Genomic DNA, 21,766 nt, shown 5'->3' on the forward strand with positions numbered 1-21,766 from the left:
GCCTTTAGGGAAATTGCCCTCAAATGATCCGAAAAAGATGAATTGCGGCGACGTGGGGATATTTAGGTCTTTTGGCGCTCAGTTCACGAACGGGCGCGTCGCCAGGACGTAGATCGCCAGCACCGCGAGCGGCGCGGCCAGCGGGAACCACGGCAACTGCAGCGGGAACGCGGCCGCCACCAGCCCCGCGCACGTAAAGCCAACGGCGGCAACCGCCGTCGGCCAGCTCCACATTTCGACCCCGGCAGTGGCCGCCGCGTGGCGGCAGACCAGGTAGGCGGTGGCGCACAGCCCGGACCAGGCCGCGAAGACGAGCGACGGATCCGACGCCACGATCGCTGCGACCGAAAGCAACACCGCGACCGTCGCCGCGGGGCGCGAGGCCACCCCGGCGCCCACCGCCACCAGGGCCGCCACCGCCGCGACGAGCGCCGGTCCGTGGGAGCCGACGGCGGCCAGTCCGACCATCAGCACGCCGAAAACCGTGGAGACCGCGAGGGCGGCCGAACCCGGGATCGATTTCATGCCACCGCTATCCCCTCAGCCGTCCCCGCACGCGGTGGCGGCGATCCGGCAGCACACCCATCGACTGGTCCAGCGTGCTGTCCCCCCGCCAACCGACGATGTCCACGCCGACGGTCGCCATGTCGCGATACATGGCCGAACGTTGCAGCGCCCACATCCGATCGATCAGCGGATCCTGCTGCGCCTCGAAAGGTGAGCTGTCGAGGACGTCCACCGCGATCACCACGTGGCCGCGCTTGCGGAGGTCGATCAGCGCCAGCGCGAATTCCGTGTCCAGCAGCGTAGAGAACGCGATCACGATGGCGCCGACCGGAACGGCCGCGCGCGGCGCCAGTGTGCCCGTGGTGTTTTCGAATTGGTCGCCGGCGGTGAGCACCGTGTCGAGCACCCGGTAGAACTGGCGCTGCCCGATGTCGGCGCCGAGCCACCGCGGGCGGTTGCCACCCAGCGCGACGATGCCGGCGCGGTCACCGTGCCGCAGCGCGGTCTGCACCACCTGCGCCGCGCCGCGTACGACCCGTTCGGTGGCCTCGGTCGCCGGACCCGCCGGTTGGCGGTACGTGTCGATCAGCACCACCACGTCGGCGGCGCGGTCGGTCAGGCGCTGCGTCACGTGCAGTTGGCGGCGGCGCGCGCTCACCGGCCAGTTCACCGCCCGCAGCTGGTCGCCGGGCACGTAGGGGCGAATGTCCGCGTACTCGACGCCCGGCCCGATGTGCCGGGTGAGGTGGGCGCCCAGGCGGTCGAGCAATTCCGTCTGCGGGATCGGCGTCGACTGCGGCGGCGTCAGCGGGAACACGAGGACGTCGGCCGCGTCGACGGTGGCCGTCCCCGTCAGCAACCCGCCGCGGGCGACCACCTCGACGCGGGCGCGGACCGGGTAACGGCCCCAGCGTTGTGCGGTCGCCGCAACGGTTTTCGCGTGGCGGGCATCCGGCGCGAGCGCCTCGAGCTCCATGCCGCCGACCGGACAAACCGTCAGTTCGACGGCCGAGGGGCCGGAAGCCGCGCGTTCTTCGGTCACCCAGACCTTGAGCCGCGCCCGCTCGTTTTCGAAGCACCGCTGCGAGTCGGGCTCGCCGTGCACCCGGATCTTCGGTGCCGGGCGTTGCCAGCTGATCGAACACAGCACGCCCAGGAGGGGGGCCGCGAAGGCGATCAGCTGCCAGCGCGCCGCGATGACGGCGGCGGCCAGCGCGACGCCGGCGGACGTCGCGATCGCCCGCGCCAACGGCGATGCGCGCCAGCGGAACTCGAGTTCCCGGCTGCGGATCACGCCGGGCTCATCCGGTGCCCCCGTGGCCGGCGCCGGTGCGGGGCACCGGCAAGCGCCGCAGCAACTCCCCGACGACGTCGGCGCCCTGGATCTTGCGCACCCACATCTCGGGGCGCAACGTGATCCGGTGCGCCACGGCCGCGACGGCGAGCGCCTTGACATCCTCGGGGATCACGTAGTCGCGACCGAGCAACAGCGCGCGGGCGCGCGCGAGTTGGACCAGGTCGAGTTCCGCCCGGGGGCTGGCGCCCACCGCGACCTGGGGGTGGTGGCGGGTGGCGGTGGCCAGGGACACCACATAGTGCAAGACGTCCTCGTGCACGGTCACCTGCTCGACCGACTCGCGCATCGCCAGCAGGTCGTGAGCGTCCACCACCTGATTGACCGTGGGCTCGGCCGAGCCCCGCTCGAGCCGGCGGCGCAGCATCGACGTCTCGTCGCGCTCCGAGAGGTACCGAAGTTCCAGCCGGATCGCGAACCGGTCCAGCTGCGCCTCGGGCAGCGGATAGGTGCCCTCGTACTCGATCGGGTTGTCGGTCGCCAGGACGATGAATGGCGTTGGCAGCTTGTGGGTTTCGCCGTCGATGCTCACCTGGCCCTCGGCCATCGCCTCCAGCAGCGCCGCCTGTGTCTTCGGCGGCGTGCGGTTGATCTCGTCGGCGAGCAGAAGGTTGGTGAAGATGGGGCCGGCCCGGAACGCGAAATGACCCGACTGCATGTCGTAGATCGTCGAGCCGAGCAGGTCCGCGGGCAGCAGGTCGGGCGTGAACTGCACCCGGGTGAAGCGCAGCCCCAGCGCGGCCGCGAAGGATCGGGCGATGAGCGTCTTGCCGAGGCCCGGCAGGTCTTCGATCAGCACGTGGCCGCGCGCCAGGACGGCGGTCAGGATCAGCGTCAGCGCCGAGCGCTTCCCCACCACCACTCGTTCGATTTCGTCGAGCACCGCCTCGCACTGTGCGGTGGTTGTCGCGGCCGGCAGTGTCATATTTGCTCCAACTTTCGCAGGATCTCTTCCAGCACCGCGCGACCCGGGCCGGGGTGCTGGTCACCGGTGCGCGTGACGTTGTTGGGATTGACCCATTCCCACAATTCGACGCCGAAGAGCATCCGGCCGCTCGCGTGATAGGCCATGGGGTCCTTGGATTGCCTTTGGCCCGTTGTCATTTCGTAACGCCGCGCGAGCATGGGACGCAGGTGGCGGTCCCAGTCGGCGCGCGTGGAGTCCGACCACCGGATCGTCGTCTCCGTGGTCGCAAGCCAGCGGCGCAACGAATCCCCGAGGTCGTCGTAGTCCGGCTCGGCCGCCGGCTCGTTGCCGCGGCCCAGGTAACGGCGCACATTGAGCAGCACCAGGGCCAGGGCGATGCCCGCGCCCGCCAGCAGGAACCTGCGACCGTGCAGGATCAACGCCAACAACTCGATGCCCACCACCAGGCAAACACCCAGGGCCAACAGTTTTTTCATACCGGGCTCCGCAGTTCCGCGAGGACCAGCCGCAGCACGTCCACCGCCACCTCACGGTGTTCCTCGTTCATCACGTGCGGGCTGAACCGTGCCTCTTCGAACAGGTTCACCAGCCGCTCGGCGTTATCGGCCCGCAGCGCATGGTGTTCGACGGCGCGGACCAGGACCTCGGTGGGCGTATCGAATTCCTGCGGGGCGGCGGCCGGCACGTTGGCCAGCTCCCGCTCCATCGCGGCGTAGCAGGCGATGATCGCCTCGCGCGGTTCCCGGCTGAGGTCGCCGATCTCGGCCAGCCCCACCTCGGCGGCGCGGGCCAGCGACTCCGCGCGGGGCGCGGGCGCCGGGGGCTCGGGGTGATCGTCGGCCCGAACGGCCGGCGGGGCCGCGCGCCACCGCCGCCGCGCCATGATCACCGAGCCGGCGACGATCACGAGCATCATCGGGATCGCGCCGGCAAGCAGGACCCCGAACAGGTCCCCGGAGTTGTTGGCCGGGTGCTGGTGTTCCGGTGGCGGCGGGCCCCCGGGGCGTCCCGACGGCTGCGCGGCCGGGGCCGGGCCGGAGACGGACGGGTCGACGCGGTGCGGCACCAGGTAGTGGACCAGCAGCGTCGCGATCAGCAGCCACACGGCGATCAGCAACAGCCCGATCAGGATCACGCGCCAGCTCGGGCGGCCCTTGCCCGTACCGAGCATGTCGGACAGGTCTGCCTGCTTGGGTGCCGCCGCACGCGGATCCCGCAACCGCGCGACAACGGCGATCGTCAGCAGCGCGAGGGAGGCGGTGAGGGTGACGATGACGAACAGCAGCGCCGCGCGGCCGCCGCCGGGCTCCGTGCGCACCGCGTGGCCCTGAGCCGGGAGGTATCCGCGGAGGGCGGCGGCGGCAAGGATCATCAGGACGATCAGCGCGACGACGCGCCCCGTCGGCTTGTCAATACCGGGCATGCCACACCACTCGACCGGTTGCCTGCCGCCGTTGCGGCACGAGCTTTCTTCATACTTGCACACGGGGTTGGGTGGTTTATCCACAGTTGGGGTTCTATCCCCAGGCCGGGGGCGGCGCGGTTCGCGTGTCGGCGGTTTTGACGGCGCCGGTTTCTAGCTTGGCGGCATGGGGTCGTGCGTGGGTGCCGAGGAGGCGCGGCAGCGCATCGATGCCGCGCTGGCGGCGATCGATGCCGCGCACGACGCGCTGCGCGAGACCAGCTCGGATGTGGTGGGCAACGACTTTCGGGTCTCGGTTGCCGAGCGCCTGGAGACGCAGGAGCGGGTCAACCGGGGTCTGATGTATCGGTTCTTCGCCGAGATCGCCGAACCTCCGGACGGCAGCGCGGGTACGCCGGCGGTGCGCGCGTTGTTGTCCGCGCGGCTGCGCATCACTCCCCAAGAGATCGCGCGCCGGTTCAGGCTGGCGGCCCGGATTCGGCCGCGGCGCTCGCTGACCGGCCCACCGATGGCGGCGGAGCTTGGGGCGCTGGCCGCGGCGGTGGAGGCGGGAGCGGTCGGTGAGGACCACATCCGCGCGGTGTGTCACGCCGTCGACGTCCTGCCCGCGTGCGTCTCGCCGCCCGATGTCGCCGAAGCCGAACGCCGGCTGGTGGGCCACGCGTCCAAGCTGGATGCCGGGCTGGTCACCAAGCTGGGTCAGCGGATCGCGGATTACCTCAACCCCGACGGCCTGTTCACCGACGAGGACCGGGCGCGGCGGCGCTGGCTGCGGCTCGGCCCGCAGGGACCCGACGGCATGTCGCGGCTCTCGGGCCTGCTCGATCCCGAGGCCCGCGCCTACTTCGAGGCCGTCGAGGCCGCCGTGCGCCCCGGCCGCCACCAACCCGACGACGCCGAGTCGCAGGAGCGCGATCAGCGCACGGTCGGCCAGCGCTGTCACGACGCGCTGAAGCTCGGCTTCAAGACGGCGATCGACTCCGGCGACCTAGGGACCCACCGCGGTCACCCGGTCACCGTGATCGTCACCACCACCCTGGCCGAACTCGACCGCGCCGCCCACGCCGTGGCCGACCCGTCGGCGCCCATGCCGGCGCCGGCGCTGACGGGCGGGGGTTCGCGGCTGCCGATGCGTGACCTGATCCGCATGGCCGCCGAGGGAATTCACTATCTGGCGGTGTTCGACGACCACACCGGGCGGCCGCTGTATCTGGGCCGCCAAAAGCGGATCGCGACCGCCGACCAACGGCTCATCTGCTATGCCCGCGACCGCGGCTGCACCCGCCCCAACTGCCTGGTACCGGGCTACCGCTCCGAGGTCCACCACTCACCGGACTGGGCCGCCGGCGGCCGCACCGACGCCGACAAACTGCACTTCGCCTGCGACGCCGACCACGACGACGCCAGCAAGGGCCATTGGCGCACCAGCGTCACCGGCAACGGCCGGCTCGGCTGGACCGACGGCACCGGCCCGCCGGAAATCAACCGCGCCCACCACCCCGAAGAACTCCTGCGCGGAGACTCCGACCCACCCGAGGAGGAGAACGAAGGGTGACCCGGTGCGCGCCTCGTGACAGACTGACCGGGTGCCCCCGCACCGGGATCTGGCCGCGTTCAACGATCGGGCGCCCGAGTATGACCACGGGTGGCGGGGCCGGCTGCACCATGAGATCAGCGACCGCACCGCCGATCTGGCGGTGGCGGCCATCGCCTCCCCCACCGGCGTGCTGGACGTGGGATGCGGAACGGGCCATCTGCTGCGCACGCTGGCCCGCCGCTACCCGGACGCCCGACAGCTCTGCGGCGTCGACGCCGCGCCCCAAATGGTCGCGACGGCAAGCGCTTTCGGCGGCGACGACCGGCTGAGCTTCGCCGTCGGGGTGGCCGAAGACCTGCGCTACCCCGACGACACCTTCGACCTGATCGTCAGCACGACGTCATTCGACCACTGGGCCGATCAACAGGCCGGGCTCGTCGAATGCGCCCGGGTGTTGCGCCCCGGCGGCCACCTCGTGCTCGTCGACCAGTTCTCGTGGTGGCTGCTGCCCACGCTGGCCACCAGCCGGCGGGGCAAGGCCCGCACCCGTGGGCGCGCCACCGGCCTGCTGCGGCGGGCGGGGCTCACCGACCCGCGCTGGCACCGGCTGTACGCAGTAATCATCAACGCCGTCACGGCGACCAAGCCGGACTAGCCGAGCGTGAACGGGGAGAAGCTGCCGTCGAGCACCTGCAGGTGGCCGACCGTGCGACCGGTGACCACCGCGGGGTCGACCAGGGCCAATTCGACTGCTGCCCGGGCGAATTCGTCGGCCGGGGCGGTGTCCACGAAGTCGCGGGCGTAGTAGGCCAGGCCCGGCGTCAGGATCGGCTTCGACGGCGACAGCGCGTTCACCGCGATGTTGTGGCCGGCCATGTCGTAGGCCGCGCACTGGGTGAGGTGCTCGAGCGCCGCCTTGGACCCACCGTAACCCGGCAGCACCCCGCCGCTGCGATCGGCATAGGGCCCGTCGCCGGGCATCCGCGACGCGACCGAGGTGATGTTGATGATCGATCCGCCGCCCGCCTCGATCATGTCGGGGCACACCAGTTGCATCAGCTCGTAGGCGGCGAACACCCCGATGTCGAAATGGCGGCGAAAGGCCTGCAGCGGCGTGCTGACGAAGCCGGGCCACCCGGGTTTCGCCCCGCCGGCGGGCGGCTTGGCGGCCTTGGCGCGCGGCTCGGCGCCCGGCACCGGGGGCCGGCCCGGCGCGGTGAACGCCGCGTTGTTGACCAGGATCGTGATGGGCCCCAACGTGTCTCGGGCCTCACCCACCAGCCGGGCGACGTCGTCGCGGTCGGTGAGGTCGGCACGGATCGCCACGGCGCGTCCGCCCGCCGACTCGATGTCGGCGACGGTCTCGCCGATGGTTCCGGGCAGCCGGTCGTCCCACACCTGTTCGGTGCGCCCGGCGACCGCCACCGCCGCGCCCTCCGCGGCGAGCGCCAGCGCGATCGCCCGACCCAGGCCGCGGCTGCCGCCCGTGACGATCGCGGACCGGCCCGCCAGCCGGGTCATCCGGTCACCCCGTGCACGACGATGGCCGTCGTCTGCTCGACCCAGGTGTCGTCCAGCTTCTCGTCCGGGCGCAGCAGCATCCGCAGCATCGTCGCTCCCCCAATCAACTCGATCAGCCGATCCGGGTCCACGCCGCGATGCGCCTCTCCCCGGTCGATGGCCTCGCCCAGCCGCACCCGCACGGCGGTGAACACCTCGGCGAAGCGCGACATCACGCGGGCGTTCAGGGCGGGATCGGCCGTCATGTCGGCCACCAGCCCGGGCAGCGCGGCGCGCACCACCGGGGTGGTGAACACGTCGCGGGTGGCCTCGATCATCATCCGGACGTCGGCGGCGATGTCGCCGGCCGGTGCCTCCAGCGCGGTGGGCGCGGTCGGGAACGCCGCCTCGTGCACCAGTTCGGCCTTGCTCGACCATCGGCGGTACAGCGCCGATTTCGTGGTGCCGGCCCGCTCGGCCACCGCGGCCAGGCTCAGGTTCGAATAGCCGAACTCCACAAGCAGTTCCGCGGTCGCCGACAGGATGGCCGAGTCGATCCGCGGATCCCGGGGGCGCCCGGCCCCCGGGGCCTTGTCAAGGTAGGACGGGTCTGCTTTCATAACGCTACCTACCGTATCGTAATTGCCTCACCGACGTCTCTAGGAACGGAGGCACCCGTGTCCAACGAACCTGTGCTGGACAAAGTCGACCGACTGCAGCGGTCCAGCCGGGACGTCACCACGCTGCCCGCGGTGATGTCGCAATGGCTGTCGACCGTCCTGCCGGGCGGCGTCAGCCCCGCTGAGCCTCAAGTCACGGTGGAAAGCGGCGTCGATTCGACGGGGATGTCGTCGGAGACCATCATCCTGACCGCGCGCTGGGAGCAGGACGGCCGGCCGGTCGAGCAGAAGCTGGTGGCCCGGGTGGCGCCGACCGCCGAGGACGTGCAGGTCTTCCCGACGTACCGGCTCGACCACCAATTCGAAGTGATCCGCAAGGTCGGCGAGCTCACCGACGTCCCCGTCCCGCGGGTGCGCTGGCTGGAGCCCACCGGCGACGTCCTGGGCACGCCGTTCTTCGTGATGGACTACGTCGACGGCGAGGTGCCGCCGGACGTCATGCCCTACACCTTCGGCGGCAACTGGTTCGCCGACGCGCCCGCCGAACGCCAGCGCGAACTGCAGGACGCCACGGTGGGGGTGCTGGCGAAGCTGCACTCAATCCCGAATGCCCAGAACACATTCGGGTTCCTCTCCACGCACGACGGCGACACCGCCCTGCGCCGGCACTTCAACTGGGTGCGGTCCTGGTACGACTTCGCGGTGCCCGACATCGGGCGATCCCCCTTGCTGGAGCGGACTTTCGGGTGGCTGGAGGACAACTGGCCCGACGAGGCGGCCGCCCGTGAGCCCGTGCTGCTCTGGGGCGACGCGCGGGTCGGCAACGTGTTGTACCGCGACTTCCAGCCGGTCGCCGTGTTGGACTGGGAGATGGTGACGCTGGGGCCACGCGAGCTCGACGTGGCATGGATGATCTACGCGCACATGGTGTTCCAGGAACTCGCCGGCCTGGCGACGCTGCCGGGCCTGCCCGACGTGATGCGCGAGGACGACGTGCGGGCCACCTACCGGCAACTCACCGGCGTCGACATCGGCGACCTGCGCTGGTTTTACGCCTACTCCGGCGTGATGTGGGCCTGCGTGTTCATGCGCACCGGCGCGCGGCGGGTGCACTTCGGGGAGACCGAAAAGCCCGATAACGTCGAATCGCTGTTCTACCACGCCGGATTGATGCGCCGTTTGATTGGAGAGGATCAGTAATGCTCGGACCGCTGGACGAGTTTCCGGTACATCAGGTTCCCCGGCCGATCGCGTGGGCCGGATCCTCGGACCGCAACTTCTACGACCGCTCCTACTTCAACGCCCACGACCGTACCGGCGACATCTTCGTGATCAGCGGCATCGGCTACTACCCCAACCTCGGCGTCAAGGACGCCTTCTTCCTCGTGCGGCGCGGGGACACCCAGACCGCGGTGCACCTGTCGGACGCCATCGACCAGGACCGGCTCAACCAGAACGTCAACGGCTATCGCATCGAGGTCAGCGAGCCGCTGCGCAAGCTGCGCCTGATTCTCGACGAAACCGAAGGCATCGCGGCCGATCTCACCTGGGAGGGCCTCTTCGACGTCGTCCAGGAACAGCCGCACGTGCTGCGGTCCGGCAACCGGGTGACGCTGGACGCCCAACGGTTCGCCCAGCTCGGCAGCTGGAGCGGCCGCATCGCCATCGACGGCGAGGAGATCCCGGTCGACCCCGCGACCTGGCTCGGCAGCCGCGACCGGTCCTGGGGCATCCGGCCCATCGGCGAGCCCGAGCCGGCGGGCCGGCCCGCCGATCCGCCCTTCGAGGGGATGTGGTGGCTCTACGTGCCGATGGCGTTCGAGGAGTTCGCGATCGTGCTGATCATCCAGGAGGAGCCCAACGGGTTCCGCTCGCTCAACGACTGCACCCGGGTGTGGCGCGACGGCCGCGTCGAACAGCTGGGCTGGCCGCGGGTCAAGATCCACTACCGGTCCGGCACCCGCATCCCGACCGGGGCGACGATCGACGCGACCGCCCCCGACGGGACCCCGGTCCACTTCGACGTCGAGTCCAAGTTGCCGGTGCCCATCCACGTCGGCGGCGGCTACGGCGGCGACTCGGACTGGCTGCACGGCATGTGGAAGGGCGAAAAGTTCGTCGAGCGGCTGACTTACGACATGACCGACCCGGCCATCGTCGCGCGGTCGGGCTTCGGCGTGATCGACCACGTGGGCCGTGCGGTGTGCCGCGACGGCGACGGCGATCCGGTGGAGGGGTGGGGCCTCTACGAGCACGGCGCGCTGGGCCGCCACGACCCGTCGGGCTTCTCCGACTGGCTGACCGTCGCGCCGTAGCGGGACTTAGGCCTACTCGCGCAGTTCGTCGACGATCTCGGACAGCGTCTGCAGGTCGATCGGCGTCGGCTGATAGAGGCACACGGTGTCCGAGACGCCGTCGACGCGCTCGCGGATCCGGGCGGCGATCTCCTTCGGCGTTCCGCAGGCCGCGATGGTGTGCAGCACCTCGTCGTCGATCAGGCCGCCCATCTCCTGCCAGCGGCCCTGCTTGGACATCGCGTTGAGCTCGGGCTGCAGGTCCCCCCAGCCGTGCGCGGCCAGCACCGGCCGGTACGCCGGGGTGGACCCGTAGAACGCCAGCAGCCGGCGGGTGGCCTCGTGATCGCCATGGTCCGAGCCCGCCGACACGATGATCTCGGGAATGACGACGAAGTCCTCGGGCCGACGGCCGGCGGCCCGCAGGCCGTCGCGCACCGCCGGCATGGTCGCGTCGTGCAGGAACCGCGTGGTGCCGAACGGCATCACCAGCAGGCCGTCGGCGTGCCCGGCCACCGCCCGGGTCAGCCGCGGGCCGAGGGCCCCGACGTAGATCGGCGGCGGGCCATACGGATTGGGGCCGGGGCAAAACGTCGGCGTCATCAGCGTGTGCCGGTAGTAGTCGCCGCGAAAATCCAAGCGGCCGCCCGTCTCCCACGCCTCGAAGATCGCGCGGAGGGCCGCGATCAATTCGGTCATGCGGGCCACCGGGTGCTCGAACTGGGCGCCGAATCGCTTCTCGATCTGCGGGCGGATCTGGGTGCCCAGGCCGAGGAAGAACCGTCCCTCGCTCAGCAGCTGGTGATCGTTGGCCTGGTGCGCCAGGTGGATCGGGTTGCGCGGAAACGCGATCGCCACGTTGGTCATCAGATCCAGGCCGCCCACCGTGGCGGACAGCGTCAGCGGAGCGAACACGTCGTGCTGGCCCTCGAAGGTGGCCACACCGGTGGCCCCCGCGTCGCGCAGCGCCCGCGCCCGCTCGACCGCGCCCACCGGCCCGTACAACGCGGTGAAGACCTTCATCTGGCCACCTGAGCACCTACTTAGACGAGCAATGGAAATTTATCGTACGAAATCGTCGAAATGCGGTTGACTAGGGGACGTGACGAAGCCGCCGCCGGTTGTCGACGTGGTCGTGGTCGGCGCCGGCTTTGCCGGGCTGTCCGCGGCGCGCGAGCTGACGCGACAGGGCCACGACGTGCTGGTGTTCGAGGGGCGTGACCGGGTCGGCGGCCGCTCGTTCACCGGCAGCGTCGCCGGGTTGCCCGCCGACCTGGGCGGCACTTTCGTGGGCCCGACCCAGGACGCCGTCCTGGCGCTGGCCGCCGAGCTCGAGGTCCCGACGACCCCGACCCACCACGACGGCAAGAACGTCATCCACTGGCGCGGCTGGGCGCGTCCGTACCACGGCACCATTCCCAAGCTCTCGCTGACCGGGCTGCTCGACATCGGCCGACTCCGTTGGCAATTCGAGCGGATCGCCCGCAGCGTCCCGGTGGCGGAGCCGTGGGATGCGCGCCGCGCGCGCGAGCTGGACGGCATGTCGCTCGGCGGGTGGCTGCGCTCGGTGCGCGCCAGCGCCTCCTCGCACGACCTGATGGCCATCGTGGCCCGGGTGACGTGGGGCTGCGAACCCGACGAGGTGTCGATGCTGCACGCCGCCCGCTACGTGCACGCCGCCGGGGGTCTGGACCCGCTGCTCGACGTCGAAAACGGCGCCCAGCAGGACCGCTTCCCCGGCGGCACCCAGCAGATCGCCGAGGCGGCGGCCGCCGAGCTGGGTGAGCGCGTGGTGCTGAACGCGCCGGTGCGGCGCATCGAGCGGCACGGCTCGGGGGTCACGGTGACCACCGACGCCGGTTCGGCCGAGGCCGGCTTCGTCATCGTCGCCGTCCCGCCGGCCCACCGGGCGTCGATCGAGTTCGCTCCCCCGCTGCCCGACGAGTACGAGCAACTCGCCCGCAATTGGCCGCAGGGCCGGCTCAGCAAGGCCTACGCCGCCTACGAGACACCGTTCTGGCGGGCCGACGGGTTCTCCGGGCAGGCGCTTTCCGACCAGGGCCCGGTGTTCATCACCTTCGACGTCAGCCCGCACGCCGACGGGCCGGGCATCCTGATGGGCTTCGTCGACGCCCGCGCCTTCGACTCGCTGCCCTCCGAGCAGCGCCGCCGCGACGCGCTGCGCTGCTTCGCGTCGCTGTTCGGCGACGAAGCGCTCAAACCCCTCGACTACGTCGACCAGCGTTGGGGCGCAGAGCATTTCGCGCCGGGCGGCCCGACCGCGGCGGTGCCGCCGGGGTCGTGGACCCGGTTCGGGCCGTGGCTGCGCGAGCCGGTCGGGCCGATCCACTGGGCCGGCACCGAGACCGCCGACGAGTGGACCGGCTTCCTCGACGGGGCTGTCAGATCGGGCCAGCGGGCGGCCGCCGAGATCACCGCCCGGCTATGAGCTGATCCGGCTCACCCGCACGTCGCGGGCCACCGATTCGACCAGGGCCCGCAGGTGCCGGTTGACCTCCCGCGGCTGTTCCAGCATCGAGCAGTGCCCGCCGGGCAGTTCGACCAGGCCGACGACGTTGGGCGCCGTGCGCGCGATCCGGCGGGACTGCGCGATCGGCGTCAGCCGGTCGCGCTGGCTGCCGATGACCAGCGTCGGCACCGTCAGCCCGTCGAGGTCGAGATGCCGCGACCCCAGCGCGCCGACGAGCATCTTCGCGCAGCCGCCGCGCCCGGCCGGCGAGGTCTGGGCGAACAGGTCGTAGACCACGCGCGCGGCACCCGGGTCGGCGTCCTGGCCGACCGCCAGCATCGCGACGACGTAGCGGCTGGGGATGCGGGCCCCGGGCGGCAGCGGAAACCCGCCGAACGCCGTGATCAGGCCGCGGGCGGCCAGCACTCGCGCCTCGGAAAGCCCGCGCGGCACCGACAGCAGTTTCACCTGGCGCACCAGATCGCCGGTGGTGGTGTTGATCAGCGCGACGGCGTCGGCGCGCCGGCTGACCTGCCGGCGATACCGCGCGGACCAGGCGGCGATGGCGATGCCGCCCATCGAGTGACCGGCCAGCACAGCGCGCTCGTGCGGCGCCAATGTCGCCTCCAGCACCGAATCCAGGTCGGCGGCAAGGAGTTTGAGGCTGTAGCCGCCGCGGCGCGGGACGCCGCTGCGCCCGTGCCCGCGGTGGTCGAACGCGATGACCCGGTAATCGGTGGCCAGGTCGCGGATCTGGTGCCCCCAGGCGCGGATGGCGCAGGTGATCCCGTGCGTGAGCACGATCGGATAGCCCTCCGGCGGGCCGAAAACCTCTGCGTGCAAACGGGTTCCGTCGACGGCGCGCACGGTCACGACGCGGCTTGGCGGCAGGTCGTCGGGGAGCCGCTCAGCTGTTCGATTCGATGACACAGCACTCATCGCCGCTCCCCCTTCGAACGCGGCCCCGTCGCCGCACTCCGGATGTAGCCGAAGTGTAGCCCGCACTCAACGACGAACTGGTGAAAACGGCCCATTACACGCCGCCAATTTGGGCACGATCGTCCAACAACCTGTGAGACGCTGACAGCCGTGTACCCGATGTCCCGTCGGGAGTTCCTCGCGGCCACGACGAGCCTGGCCGGCGGCGGGCTGGCGGCCGCCTGCGCGTCGGGTCCCCCGCCCGCTCCGGACACGCTGTCGGACAATAAGGCCGTGCTCGTCGTGGGCGCCGGCATGGCGGGCCTGGCGGCCGCGCGCATCCTCGCCGACGCGGGATGGCCGGTGCGCGTCATCGAGGCCCGCGACCGCATCGGCGGGCGGGTGCACACCGACCGCGACTGGGGCGTGCCGCTGGAGATGGGCGCGTCCTGGATCCACGGCACGACGGACAATCCGCTGATGGAGCTCGCCCGGCAGGCGCGGGCCCAGCTCGCCCCCACCGACTATTACGGGTGGGCGAAGCTCGCGGTCGATCCGCGACTCCCGCGGCTGGACTACGACCCGGACACCTGGCGCACCTTCGTCAAGCGGGCCCGGGGTCACGTCGACGGCGGCAGCCTCGGCGCCGCGGTGGACGCCGCGGCCGCCCGCGCGGGGCTTTCCGATGCCGACCGGGCGCAGCTGGGTTTCTACGTCACCACCGAGATCGAGGACGAATACGCCGCGGGCGCGGATCACCTGTCGGCCAACACCTTTGACCACGGCGACTACGCCGGCGGCGACCAGGACGTCGTCACGAGCGGCTACGACGCGCTGCCGCGGCTGCTCGCCGAGGGCCTGCAGATCCAGCTCAAGACGCCGGTCACCGCGATCGCGCGGCGCGAGGACTCCGTCGTCGTGCGCGCCAAGAACCGCTCCTTCGAGGGGCCCGCGGCGATCGTCACGGTGCCGTTGGGCGTCCTGAAATCCGGTGCGATCGCTTTCGATCCGCCGCTTCCCGACCCCCAGTTGCGAGCGGTGAACGCGCTCGGCTTCGGCGTGCTGTCCAAGAGCTTCTTCCGTTTCAGCCGGCGCAGCTGGGACGTCGAGAACGCCTTCTACCAGTACATCGGCGCCGAGCCCGGCGCCTGGTCGCAATGGTTCAGCCTGCCCAGCGCCGCGGGGCCAATCGTGTTGGCCTTCAACGCCGGTGAGCGCGGCCGGTGGGCGGAGTCGGCGTCGCCGACGGAGCTGATGTCCAGCGCGCTGCCCGTCGCGCGCCGGCTGTTCGGCGACGACGTCTCGGCGGTCGAGGTCCGGAGCTCGAACTGGGCCGCGGACCCGTACGCGCTCGGCTCGTATTCGTTCCATGCCCCCGGTTCCGGGCTGAGCGATCGTCGCCGGCTGGCCGAACCGATCGGCGACCGGCTTTACCTCGCCGGTGAGGCCGTGGGCGTCAACAACCCGGCCACCGTGACCGGCGCCGTGGTCAGCGGCCGTACCGCCGCCGCCCAGTTGATGCGCCGCTGGAGCGGCTGAGGGTGGGTGGCTACGCGCCTTCCAGCGCGTGGGCGCAGGCGTCGAGGATGGCGCCAAAGCTGTTGCACAGCAGCCGATAGCTGAGGGCCTCCAACAGCTTTCCCCCGGCCCATGCCGGGTGGGTGTAGTTGCTCAGCCAGTCGACGTGGGTGCCGTCACCGGAGGCGCTGAACGTCAGCGTGCCGCCCTCGTGGTTGAACGGTGGGAAAGACCGGAGGATGAGGTAGGAGTAGCTCTGCGGCCGGTCGTAGGCCGTGAACTCCTCGCGGAACCAGGTGCCGATCCCGACCACCTCGCGCAGCGCGCCCGCCTGGTGCCCCGGCGAATCCTTGGCGTACCCGGCCCTCAGGACCAGCGGAGCGGCGGCCAGGTTCACCGGGTCGGCCAGCCAGTCGAATACCCGTTCCGGCGGCGCGGCGATCGTTCGTTCCAAGTGGATCTGGACCATCCCACACATGCTAGCCGCCGTGTCTGACTCATCATTGTGTAGCGTCAACGGACGGTGGCCGATGAGAACGCTGTTGTTGGACACGCAGGACCTGGGTGAGGCCGAGCAGATCCTTGGCCGGACCTACGCCGCCGTGCGCATCAGCGGCACGGCAGCCGATGCCACCCGGATGAAAATTTCGAGGACCTCGGTGGGCCCGCTGACCATCGACGACGCCGAGGTGGGCTACGAGTTCAGTTACGACGCCGAGCCGCCCGAAAAGATTTTTTTGTGCCGGGTGCGTTCCGGCCTTATCGAGGAGCGCCTGCCGGCGGGGGCGACGAATTCCGTTGGCGCCGGGGAGATCCTGCCCATCGGCGCGCTCGACGTGCCATTCGGCGGTCGCGTGAGCCGCGCGCGCTGCGACATTGTCACGGTCGACAGGGGGCTGTTCGACCGGGTGGCGGCGGGCGAAGACGGCCGGCCGGGCCGGATTCGATTGACCGACTCGCGACCGATATCGGCGGCCGCCGGCCGGCAGGTGGCGCGGGCCGTGGACTATCTGCGCGACGGGCTGCCGATCGACCCGGCGGCCGGGGGCGCGACGCTGATCGCCGCCACCGCGATGCAGCACCTGGCGGCCACCATGCTCGCCGCTTTCCCGAACAACGCTTTGCTGGATCCGACGATCGAGGATCGGCGCGACACCACGCCCGCACTGCTGCGGCGCGCCATCGCCTTCATCGAGGAACACGCCGACACCGACATCGCCGTCGCCGACATCGCCCGCGCCACCTACGTCACCCCGCGCGCGATCCAGCTGATGTTCCGTCGCCACCGCGATTGCACGCCAATGGAATACCTGCGCCGGATCCGGCTGCACCACGCGCACCAGGATCTGCTGGCCGCCAGCCGGGCGCACAGCACGGTCGCGCAGATCGCGGCCAAATGGGGGTTCGCGCACACCGGCCGGTTCGCCGTCTACTACCGACAGGTCTACGGGCAAAGCCCGCATACCACGCTGCGCGACTGACGCCGCGATCGACAGCTACGTCACCTGTTTGAGCGTGGTGTGCGGGCTCTGGCCGTAGGTCTGCCGATACAGCACCGCGAAGCGGCCGGTGTGCGCGAAGCCCCAACGCTGCGCGATCTCGGTGACGGTGCTGTTGGACGGCGCCGCGGCGATCAGCTCGTCGTGCGCGCGGTGCAGCCGAACACGGCGAACGTATTCGGTGGGCGTGGTATCGAGCTGGCGCCGGAAGAGGTACTGCACCGCCCTGGGGGTGAGGTGGACCGCGCCGGCGATGTCGTTGATGCTCACGTCGCCGGCGGCATGACGGTGGATGAAGGCCACCGCCTCCTTGAGGGCGTCCGGGAGCGCGGGGTCGCCGGCCAGGTCCTGCTCGGTTGCGTTGGACGGGTAGCACTCGAGCAGCGCGCCGGCCAACAACGGGGCCAGCGCGGCCACGATCAGCGGCTGCTGGGCGGTGTCCGGCGCGGCCAGCGTCGCGGTCACGTAGTCCAGCGCCCGATGCCAGGCGCGCACGGCGCCGCGCGAGCGCGGGCGCCAGTTCAGGAACCGGACCTGGTGCGACGGCGGGGCGTGCCCGTCCGCGGCGACCCGGTGCAGCGCGTCCGGCGCGATGCTCACGACGTCGAACCGCGCGCCGCTCACCCGGAGCGCGCACGACATGCCGTGGGCGACCAGGATGGGGCAATCGACGCTGGGGAAGGGCCCACCCGTCACGGACAACGCCCCCGCACGGGGCTGGATCACGACAACGGTGTCGGCGGGCGGGATTTCCAAGATCAGCTGATCGTGGATCGTCACCTCGTCGATCGCCATCGAAGCCGTCGAACAACGCCGGTGGGTGACCGTCGAGCGGCTCGTCATCCCGCCGACGCGCCAGCCGGGCGTGTAAGCGCCGGCGTAGAACCGGCGGATGGCCTCCGGTTCGAGGATGCGGAATTGCTCGTACCGAACCGCAGACGGACTCGCGGCCGGCACGTCGGGCGCGAGGGTGTCATCACGGGTGGGACGCAGATCGACCTGGATCGCATTGGGCTCCCCGGCCGCGCCGACGACGAAGCCGTCCGCTGCGTCGGCGATGGCGGTCACCGGGGGGGGCACAGCGAATAGGGGGTCGTCAACGATGCCATCACCGGGCGCCCGTCTGCTCGAACTCCGCGAGCACGCGATGTTGCGGTACGAACTGCCGATAGATGTTCAGCGCGTCGAGCGCGATCCGGTCCCAGGTGAAGCGCGACACCGCGCGGCTTCGACCGGCCGCTCCCATGCTCTCGCAGTGGAAGCTTTGCGCGAGAAGGCTTCTCAGGGCCGCGGCCAGCGCCGCGGGGCTGCGCTGCGTCAGCACCTGCCCGGTGACCCCGTCGACCACGGCGTCGGCCAGGACGCCGACGGGCAGCGTCACCACCGCCACGCCGCAGGCCATGGCCTGCAGCGCCGGGGTGGCCCGCGGCGGCCGCCGTGGCGTGCACGCGACGACGTCGGCGGACCGCAACAGCGAGGGCAAATCGTCGCCGCCCACCGGGCCCGCGAATCGGACGCGGTCGGAGACGCCCAGCTCGGCGGCCAGGCCTTCGAGCTCGGCCCGCGCCTCGTCCCGGCCGGGGCCGTCGTCGGCGGTCTCGGCGATGACCAGCTCCGCACCCAGCACCCTGGGGAGCGCCCGGATCGCGACGTCAATCCCGTTGTGTTCCAAGGGGTCAGGCGCCATGCAGAGCACTCGATGGAGGCCGTTTCGCGGGGCGGCGGGGCCGACGGGACTGTACCGCTCGACGTCCACGCCGCCGCACAGGCTCGACACCCGGGCCCGGCCGTGCCGCAACCGGGCCAGCACGTCGACGTCGGCACCGCATTCGCCGGTCACCCACGCCGCGCCGCGCGCCAACAGCGGCTCGATGCGTTCTCGTTCGCTCTCGAGGGGCTGCCCCGCCGCCGCTCGTGACGTCACGGCGAGCCCCAGGAAACTCTGCACGGTCGGTAGCCCCTGGCGGCGCGCCGCCAGTTGGGCGGCCAGCCCGCCCAGCCAGCCGTAGGCGTGGACGACGTCGGGTGCGTCCGACGCCCATAGGCGCTCGAGGGCGGCCGCCCATTCGCCGACATACGGCAGCACGTCCGGGGCGGGGGAAGCCGCCCGGGGACCGACGCGGATCACCTTCGCGGGGCGCCGGGCGGGTTGGCGGACGTAGGTGGTGGCCTGGTGTCCCCGGGACGCGAGCGCGGCACACAGCAGTTGCGGGTCGTCGGCGGCGAGGTCATCACCGGTGACGATCGCGATCTTCACCAGGACCCCCTCCCGAGCCGACGAAACCAGTACAGAATGTGCTACCCGGTCGGACCGAAACGAAACCGCACGTTCGCCCGCTTCGCCGGGCGGCTCCGTCGTTTCGCCTGCCGGACCTCACGGCGGTTGGGATGCGGCCACCCACCGGAGGACACTGAGAAGATGACGTCCGACCCCGCGCGCCCGCCGGTCGAGCTGGTGGTCCTGCTGGCCTCGGCCGGCGGCCTGGACGCGCTGTCCATCGTTCTGCACGATTTGCCGACCGAGTTCCGGGCGGGCGTGGTCGTGCAGCAGCACCTCGGCGGCCTGAGCAGCGTGCTGCCGACGATCCTGGCCAGGCAGACGCCCCATCCGGTCAGTTGGGTGCGGGACGGCCAGGCCGTCGCGGCGGGAGAGGTGGTGGTCTGCCCGCCGGGCGTGCACCTGGAGCTGACGCCCCACGGCCGCTGTCGCCTGCATGAGCTGGCGACCCTCGGCGAGCGGCGCTTCGACGTGCTGCTGACATCGCTGGCCAAGTCGTACGGCGCGCGCAGCGTGACGGTCATGCTGTCGGGCTCCGGACAGGACGGCGCCGTCGGTGCGGTCGCGATGAAGCGGGCCGGCGGCATGGTCATCGCCCAGAGCCCGGACACCGCCCAATACGCGTCGCTCCCGCTCGCGGCCATCCGGGCCGGCGCCGACGAGGTGTTGCCGATCCACGAGATCGGGCACGCCCTGGCCGAGATCGTCGCGGGTGGGGTGCGCGTGCCCTCGCCGCCGCGCCCGATCGAGGGCGATGGCGACACACCGAGCCTCGCGGAAGCGGAATCGCAAATCCTGCCGAACCGCATACCCAACAACGCGGCCGCCCGCGCCGAGATCGCCCGGCAACGCGCGGCCGAGCTGGCGCGCCGGCGGCGCGACCTGTCCGAGGGCTTCGGTGCCACCCCGCGGACCGTGGCGCTCGCGCGGCGCAGGGCCCAAGAGTCGTTGCGCCGAGCGCAACTCGCCCATCAGGCGGCGTCGGAGGCGGCCGCGCGGTGGGGGCACTGAAGTGGCGATCGCGAGCCCGGTGTAGCCGGGCGCTGCGGGTCGCCACCATCAGGATCAGCCCACGACCTCCATGAGCAACAGTGCGCCGCCGACCGTCCCGTCGGTCGACCGAAACGAGGTGCACACGACCCGCACCCGGGCCTGCCGCCCGCGCCGATTGACGGCGTCCACCACCGTTTCGCCGGAGCTGTCCGGGTCGACGAAGGCGTTACCGATCAACGGGCGCACGCTGTCCAGCGGCAGCCCGATGTCCAGCCCGGTCAGGCGGGTCCCCGTCGTCTCGTCGGACCGCAAGCCCCAGAGGTCCTCGCAGCCGCGGTTCCACACCACCACCCGCATCTCGCGGTCCACCACGACCATCCCCAGCTGAACCGAGTTGATCAGCGAATCCAGGAAGTTCGTGGCATCGTCCAGTTCCACGCTGCGTTCCCGCAGCGCGTCGTTGATGGTGTGCAGCTCGTCGTTGGTGGACTGCAGCTCCTCGTTCATCGTCTCGAGCTCTTCGTTGGTGGACTGCAGCTCCTCGTTGGTGGTCTCGAGCTCCTCCACCGTGGACTGCAGCTCCTCGTTGGTGGTCTCGAGTTCCTCGTTGGTGGACTGCAGCTCCTCGTACGCGGCCTCCAGCTGGCGGTTGGTCTGGACGACCTTGTCCAGCAGCGCGCGCGTCGCGGTCACGTCGAAGAACACGATCGACACGCCGAGCAGCCCGTTTTCGGCGTCGACGAGCGGATTGACGTGGATCTCGAACCACACCGTCTCCGCGCCCGGCCGCTGCCATTTGACGTCCGGAATCCGCGTCGAGCGCCGCTCCACCTTGGCCTGCTCCAGGTAGGCGCGCAGCTCGACCGGCCGGTAGGACACCTCGAGGTCGCGTAGCAGCCGGCCGATGTCCCGGGCCGACAACCCGAAGATGTTCTCCGCCTGCTGGTTGATCATCGCGACGGTGTCCTCGCCGGTGATCACGATCTGGGCCACGGGGCTGGCGCGAAAAGCCAAGTCCCGCACCGTCGTCAATCCCGGCAGGTCGCCGTGGCGTTCGTAGAACGCGGCGGCCGGGTCGTAGCGTTCTACCGCGCCCTGCCCGCCGGGGACCTTGCGGAAGATGCGGTTCTTGAGGTTCAGCGGCGAGAAGCGGTCGCTGTGGCTCAGCAGCATCTCGGCGTGCCCGAGGAACAGTGTGCCCTGGGGCGCGAGCGCGAAATGCAAGCGCCCCACCACGTTTCGCTGCGTCTCGGCGTTGAGGTACATCAGGGTGTTGCGGCAGACCAGCAGATCGACGCGCGAAATGGGGGCGTCCTTGACCAGGTCGTTGCGGCCGAAGATGACCGCGCGGCGCAAATCCTTGTGGAAGACGTAGCGGCTGTTGGCCTGTTCGAAGTAGCGCGCCAACAAGTCCGCCGGCACCGACTCGATGGCCTTGGCGTCGTAGGACGCCGCGCGCGCCTCGGAGAGCGCCTCCTCGTCGATATCCGTGGCGTAGATCTTGACCCGCTGACGGAAGGCGTCGGGGCCCAGCGCCTCGGCCAGCAGCATGGCCAGCGTGTACGCCTCCTGCCCCGACGCGCATCCCGCGCTCCACACCCGGATGGGGTCGTCGGGCCCGCGCTCGGCCAGCATCCGCGGGATGACCTCGGCGGCGATGAAATCCCACGCATCGGGGTCTCGGAAGAACGCGGTGACGTTGATGAGGATGGTGTTGAACAGCGCCGCGAATTCATCCGAGCTGGCCTGCAGCACGTCGAGGTACTCCTCGAAGGTGCTGTAGCCCGCCTGATCCATGCGGTGCCGCACCCGGCGCATCAGCGACGTGCGCTTGTAGCCGGTGAAGTCGAACCCGCGGGAATCCCGCATGTAGCGCAACAAGGCCTCGAAGGCCTCGTCAGTCGTAGCGTCCATCAACGTCCGTTCG

The 21,766-nt window shown here is 70.9% G+C and carries 21 protein-coding genes; 8 read left to right on the forward strand and 13 right to left on the reverse strand.

The genetic code is table 11. The annotated features are described in order from the left end of the window. Nucleotides 1–78 precede the first annotated feature (78 nt). The 5 genes from AWB89_RS12870 to AWB89_RS12890 are packed head-to-tail and all read right to left on the reverse strand — an operon-like array spanning nt 79 to nt 4,212. The gene (locus AWB89_RS12870; protein ID WP_085174034.1) at nt 79–525 is read right to left on the reverse strand and encodes a hypothetical protein; all 447 of its coding nucleotides are present in this window, start codon (nt 523–525) and stop codon (nt 79–81) included. Nucleotides 526–532: 7 nt separating this feature from the next. After that, nucleotides 533–1,801: a DUF58 domain-containing protein gene (locus tag AWB89_RS12875; protein ID WP_085174036.1), complete on the reverse strand. Its 1,269-nt coding sequence runs from the start codon at nt 1,799–1,801 to the stop codon at nt 533–535. A 7-nt stretch (nt 1,802–1,808) separates the two neighbouring features. Beyond that, nucleotides 1,809–2,786, reverse strand: coding sequence for an AAA family ATPase (locus AWB89_RS12880; protein ID WP_085174038.1), 978 nt, complete (start codon nt 2,784–2,786; stop codon nt 1,809–1,811). Further along, nucleotides 2,783–3,265, reverse strand: a complete 483-nt coding sequence (locus AWB89_RS12885; RefSeq protein ID WP_085174040.1) for a hypothetical protein — start codon at nt 3,263–3,265, stop codon at nt 2,783–2,785. The genes AWB89_RS12880 and AWB89_RS12885 overlap by 4 nt, the downstream gene beginning before the upstream one ends. Beyond that, nucleotides 3,262–4,212: a DUF4129 domain-containing protein gene (locus AWB89_RS12890; RefSeq protein ID WP_169716596.1), complete on the reverse strand. Its 951-nt coding sequence runs from the start codon at nt 4,210–4,212 to the stop codon at nt 3,262–3,264. Before AWB89_RS12890 ends, AWB89_RS12885 begins: the two co-directional genes overlap by 4 nt. Nucleotides 4,213–4,378: 166 nt before the next feature. On the opposite strand from AWB89_RS12890, the gene AWB89_RS12895 reads away from it, so the two are divergent. Continuing rightward, nucleotides 4,379–5,767, forward strand: coding sequence for a 13E12 repeat family protein (locus AWB89_RS12895; RefSeq protein WP_085174042.1), 1,389 nt, complete (start codon nt 4,379–4,381; stop codon nt 5,765–5,767). A gap of 31 nt (nt 5,768–5,798) precedes the next feature. Next, the gene (locus AWB89_RS12900; RefSeq protein WP_085174044.1) at nt 5,799–6,404 is read left to right on the forward strand and encodes a class I SAM-dependent methyltransferase; all 606 of its coding nucleotides are present in this window, start codon (nt 5,799–5,801) and stop codon (nt 6,402–6,404) included. Here the strand turns inward: AWB89_RS12900 and AWB89_RS12905 are convergent. Further along, a complete protein-coding gene (locus AWB89_RS12905) occupies nt 6,401–7,270 on the reverse strand; it encodes an SDR family NAD(P)-dependent oxidoreductase (RefSeq protein WP_085174046.1) in 870 nt (289 codons plus the stop codon). The genes AWB89_RS12900 and AWB89_RS12905 overlap by 4 nt on opposite strands. Beyond that, nucleotides 7,267–7,869 carry a TetR/AcrR family transcriptional regulator gene (locus AWB89_RS12910; protein WP_085174048.1) on the reverse strand — a complete coding sequence of 201 codons (603 nt, stop codon included), beginning with the start codon at nt 7,867–7,869 and terminating at the stop codon, nt 7,267–7,269. Before AWB89_RS12910 ends, AWB89_RS12905 begins: the two co-directional genes overlap by 4 nt. Nucleotides 7,870–7,926: 57 nt before the next feature. Between AWB89_RS12910 and AWB89_RS12915 the strand changes: the two genes are divergently transcribed. Continuing rightward, nucleotides 7,927–9,069: a phosphotransferase family protein gene (locus AWB89_RS12915; protein ID WP_085174050.1), complete on the forward strand. Its 1,143-nt coding sequence runs from the start codon at nt 7,927–7,929 to the stop codon at nt 9,067–9,069. Continuing rightward, on the forward strand, nt 9,069–10,184 hold the full coding sequence (locus tag AWB89_RS12920) for an Rv3169 family protein (protein ID WP_085174052.1): 1,116 nt from the start codon (nt 9,069–9,071) through the stop codon (nt 10,182–10,184). Before AWB89_RS12915 ends, AWB89_RS12920 begins: the two co-directional genes overlap by 1 nt. Nucleotides 10,185–10,196: 12 nt before the next feature. On the opposite strand, the gene AWB89_RS12925 is transcribed toward AWB89_RS12920, so the two are convergent. Beyond that, nucleotides 10,197–11,186, reverse strand: coding sequence for a TIGR03617 family F420-dependent LLM class oxidoreductase (locus AWB89_RS12925; RefSeq protein WP_085174054.1), 990 nt, complete (start codon nt 11,184–11,186; stop codon nt 10,197–10,199). A 79-nt stretch (nt 11,187–11,265) separates the two neighbouring features. Here AWB89_RS12925 and AWB89_RS12930 point away from each other — a divergent pair, with 79 nt between their 5' ends. Beyond that, on the forward strand, nt 11,266–12,612 hold the full coding sequence (locus tag AWB89_RS12930) for a flavin monoamine oxidase family protein (RefSeq protein ID WP_085174056.1): 1,347 nt from the start codon (nt 11,266–11,268) through the stop codon (nt 12,610–12,612). Here the strand turns inward: AWB89_RS12930 and AWB89_RS12935 are convergent. Then, nucleotides 12,607–13,572 (reverse strand): alpha/beta fold hydrolase, encoded by a 966-nt coding sequence (locus AWB89_RS12935; RefSeq protein ID WP_085174059.1) that lies wholly within the window; start codon nt 13,570–13,572, stop codon nt 12,607–12,609. The genes AWB89_RS12930 and AWB89_RS12935 overlap by 6 nt on opposite strands. Nucleotides 13,573–13,731: 159 nt before the next feature. Here AWB89_RS12935 and AWB89_RS12940 point away from each other — a divergent pair, with 159 nt between their 5' ends. Next, nucleotides 13,732–15,090: a flavin monoamine oxidase family protein gene (locus tag AWB89_RS12940; protein WP_085174522.1), complete on the forward strand. Its 1,359-nt coding sequence runs from the start codon at nt 13,732–13,734 to the stop codon at nt 15,088–15,090. Nucleotides 15,091–15,100: 10 nt separating this feature from the next. Here AWB89_RS12940 and AWB89_RS12945 read toward each other — a convergent pair whose 3' ends face one another. Further along, entirely contained in the window at nt 15,101–15,538 is a 438-nt protein-coding gene (locus tag AWB89_RS12945; protein ID WP_085174061.1) for an SRPBCC family protein, read from the reverse strand. A 61-nt stretch (nt 15,539–15,599) separates the two neighbouring features. Between AWB89_RS12945 and AWB89_RS12950 the strand changes: the two genes are divergently transcribed. Beyond that, a complete protein-coding gene (locus tag AWB89_RS12950; protein WP_158089825.1) occupies nt 15,600–16,550 on the forward strand; it encodes a helix-turn-helix transcriptional regulator in 951 nt (316 codons plus the stop codon). Nucleotides 16,551–16,565: 15 nt separating this feature from the next. Here AWB89_RS12950 and AWB89_RS12955 read toward each other — a convergent pair whose 3' ends face one another. Further along, nucleotides 16,566–17,648 carry a helix-turn-helix transcriptional regulator gene (locus AWB89_RS12955; RefSeq protein WP_241520485.1) on the reverse strand — a complete coding sequence of 361 codons (1,083 nt, stop codon included), beginning with the start codon at nt 17,646–17,648 and terminating at the stop codon, nt 16,566–16,568. A 28-nt stretch (nt 17,649–17,676) separates the two neighbouring features. After that, the gene (locus AWB89_RS12960; protein ID WP_085174068.1) at nt 17,677–18,825 is read right to left on the reverse strand and encodes a glycosyltransferase; all 1,149 of its coding nucleotides are present in this window, start codon (nt 18,823–18,825) and stop codon (nt 17,677–17,679) included. A 162-nt stretch (nt 18,826–18,987) separates the two neighbouring features. On the opposite strand from AWB89_RS12960, the gene AWB89_RS12965 reads away from it, so the two are divergent. Next, a complete protein-coding gene (locus AWB89_RS12965) occupies nt 18,988–19,857 on the forward strand; it encodes a chemotaxis protein CheB (RefSeq protein ID WP_085174070.1) in 870 nt (289 codons plus the stop codon). 54 nt (nt 19,858–19,911) lie between these two features. On the opposite strand, the gene AWB89_RS12970 is transcribed toward AWB89_RS12965, so the two are convergent. Beyond that, complete coding sequence (locus AWB89_RS12970) at nt 19,912–21,753, reverse strand: CheR family methyltransferase (RefSeq protein WP_085174524.1); 1,842 nt, start codon at nt 21,751–21,753, stop codon at nt 19,912–19,914. Nucleotides 21,754–21,766 lie beyond the last annotated feature (13 nt).

The sequence above is a fragment of the Mycobacterium paraense genome (assembly GCF_002101815.1).
Lineage (GTDB): Bacteria > Actinomycetota > Actinomycetes > Mycobacteriales > Mycobacteriaceae > Mycobacterium > Mycobacterium paraense.

Bases quoted from the DNA above. Each gene is read 5' to 3' on its own strand.
- AWB89_RS12870 (WP_085174034.1), bottom strand. From the start codon at position 525: ATGAAATCGATCCCGGGTTCGGCCGCCCTCGCGGTCTCCACGGTTTTC.
- AWB89_RS12880 (WP_085174038.1), bottom strand. From the start codon at position 2,786: ATGACACTGCCGGCCGCGACAACCACCGCACAGTGCGAGGCGGTGCTC.
- AWB89_RS12885 (WP_085174040.1), bottom strand. From the start codon at position 3,265: ATGAAAAAACTGTTGGCCCTGGGTGTTTGCCTGGTGGTGGGCATCGAG.
- AWB89_RS12890 (WP_169716596.1), bottom strand. From the start codon at position 4,212: ATGCCCGGTATTGACAAGCCGACGGGGCGCGTCGTCGCGCTGATCGTC.
- AWB89_RS12895 (WP_085174042.1), top strand. From the start codon at position 4,379: ATGGGGTCGTGCGTGGGTGCCGAGGAGGCGCGGCAGCGCATCGATGCC.
- AWB89_RS12905 (WP_085174046.1), bottom strand. From the start codon at position 7,270: ATGACCCGGCTGGCGGGCCGGTCCGCGATCGTCACGGGCGGCAGCCGC.
- AWB89_RS12910 (WP_085174048.1), bottom strand. From the start codon at position 7,869: ATGAAAGCAGACCCGTCCTACCTTGACAAGGCCCCGGGGGCCGGGCGC.
- AWB89_RS12920 (WP_085174052.1), top strand. From the start codon at position 9,069: ATGCTCGGACCGCTGGACGAGTTTCCGGTACATCAGGTTCCCCGGCCG.
- AWB89_RS12925 (WP_085174054.1), bottom strand. From the start codon at position 11,186: ATGAAGGTCTTCACCGCGTTGTACGGGCCGGTGGGCGCGGTCGAGCGG.
- AWB89_RS12935 (WP_085174059.1), bottom strand. From the start codon at position 13,572: ATGAGTGCTGTGTCATCGAATCGAACAGCTGAGCGGCTCCCCGACGAC.
- AWB89_RS12940 (WP_085174522.1), top strand. From the start codon at position 13,732: ATGTCCCGTCGGGAGTTCCTCGCGGCCACGACGAGCCTGGCCGGCGGC.
- AWB89_RS12945 (WP_085174061.1), bottom strand. From the start codon at position 15,538: ATGGTCCAGATCCACTTGGAACGAACGATCGCCGCGCCGCCGGAACGG.
- AWB89_RS12950 (WP_158089825.1), top strand. From the start codon at position 15,600: ATGAGAACGCTGTTGTTGGACACGCAGGACCTGGGTGAGGCCGAGCAG.
- AWB89_RS12965 (WP_085174070.1), top strand. From the start codon at position 18,988: ATGACGTCCGACCCCGCGCGCCCGCCGGTCGAGCTGGTGGTCCTGCTG.
- AWB89_RS12970 (WP_085174524.1), bottom strand. From the start codon at position 21,753: ATGGACGCTACGACTGACGAGGCCTTCGAGGCCTTGTTGCGCTACATG.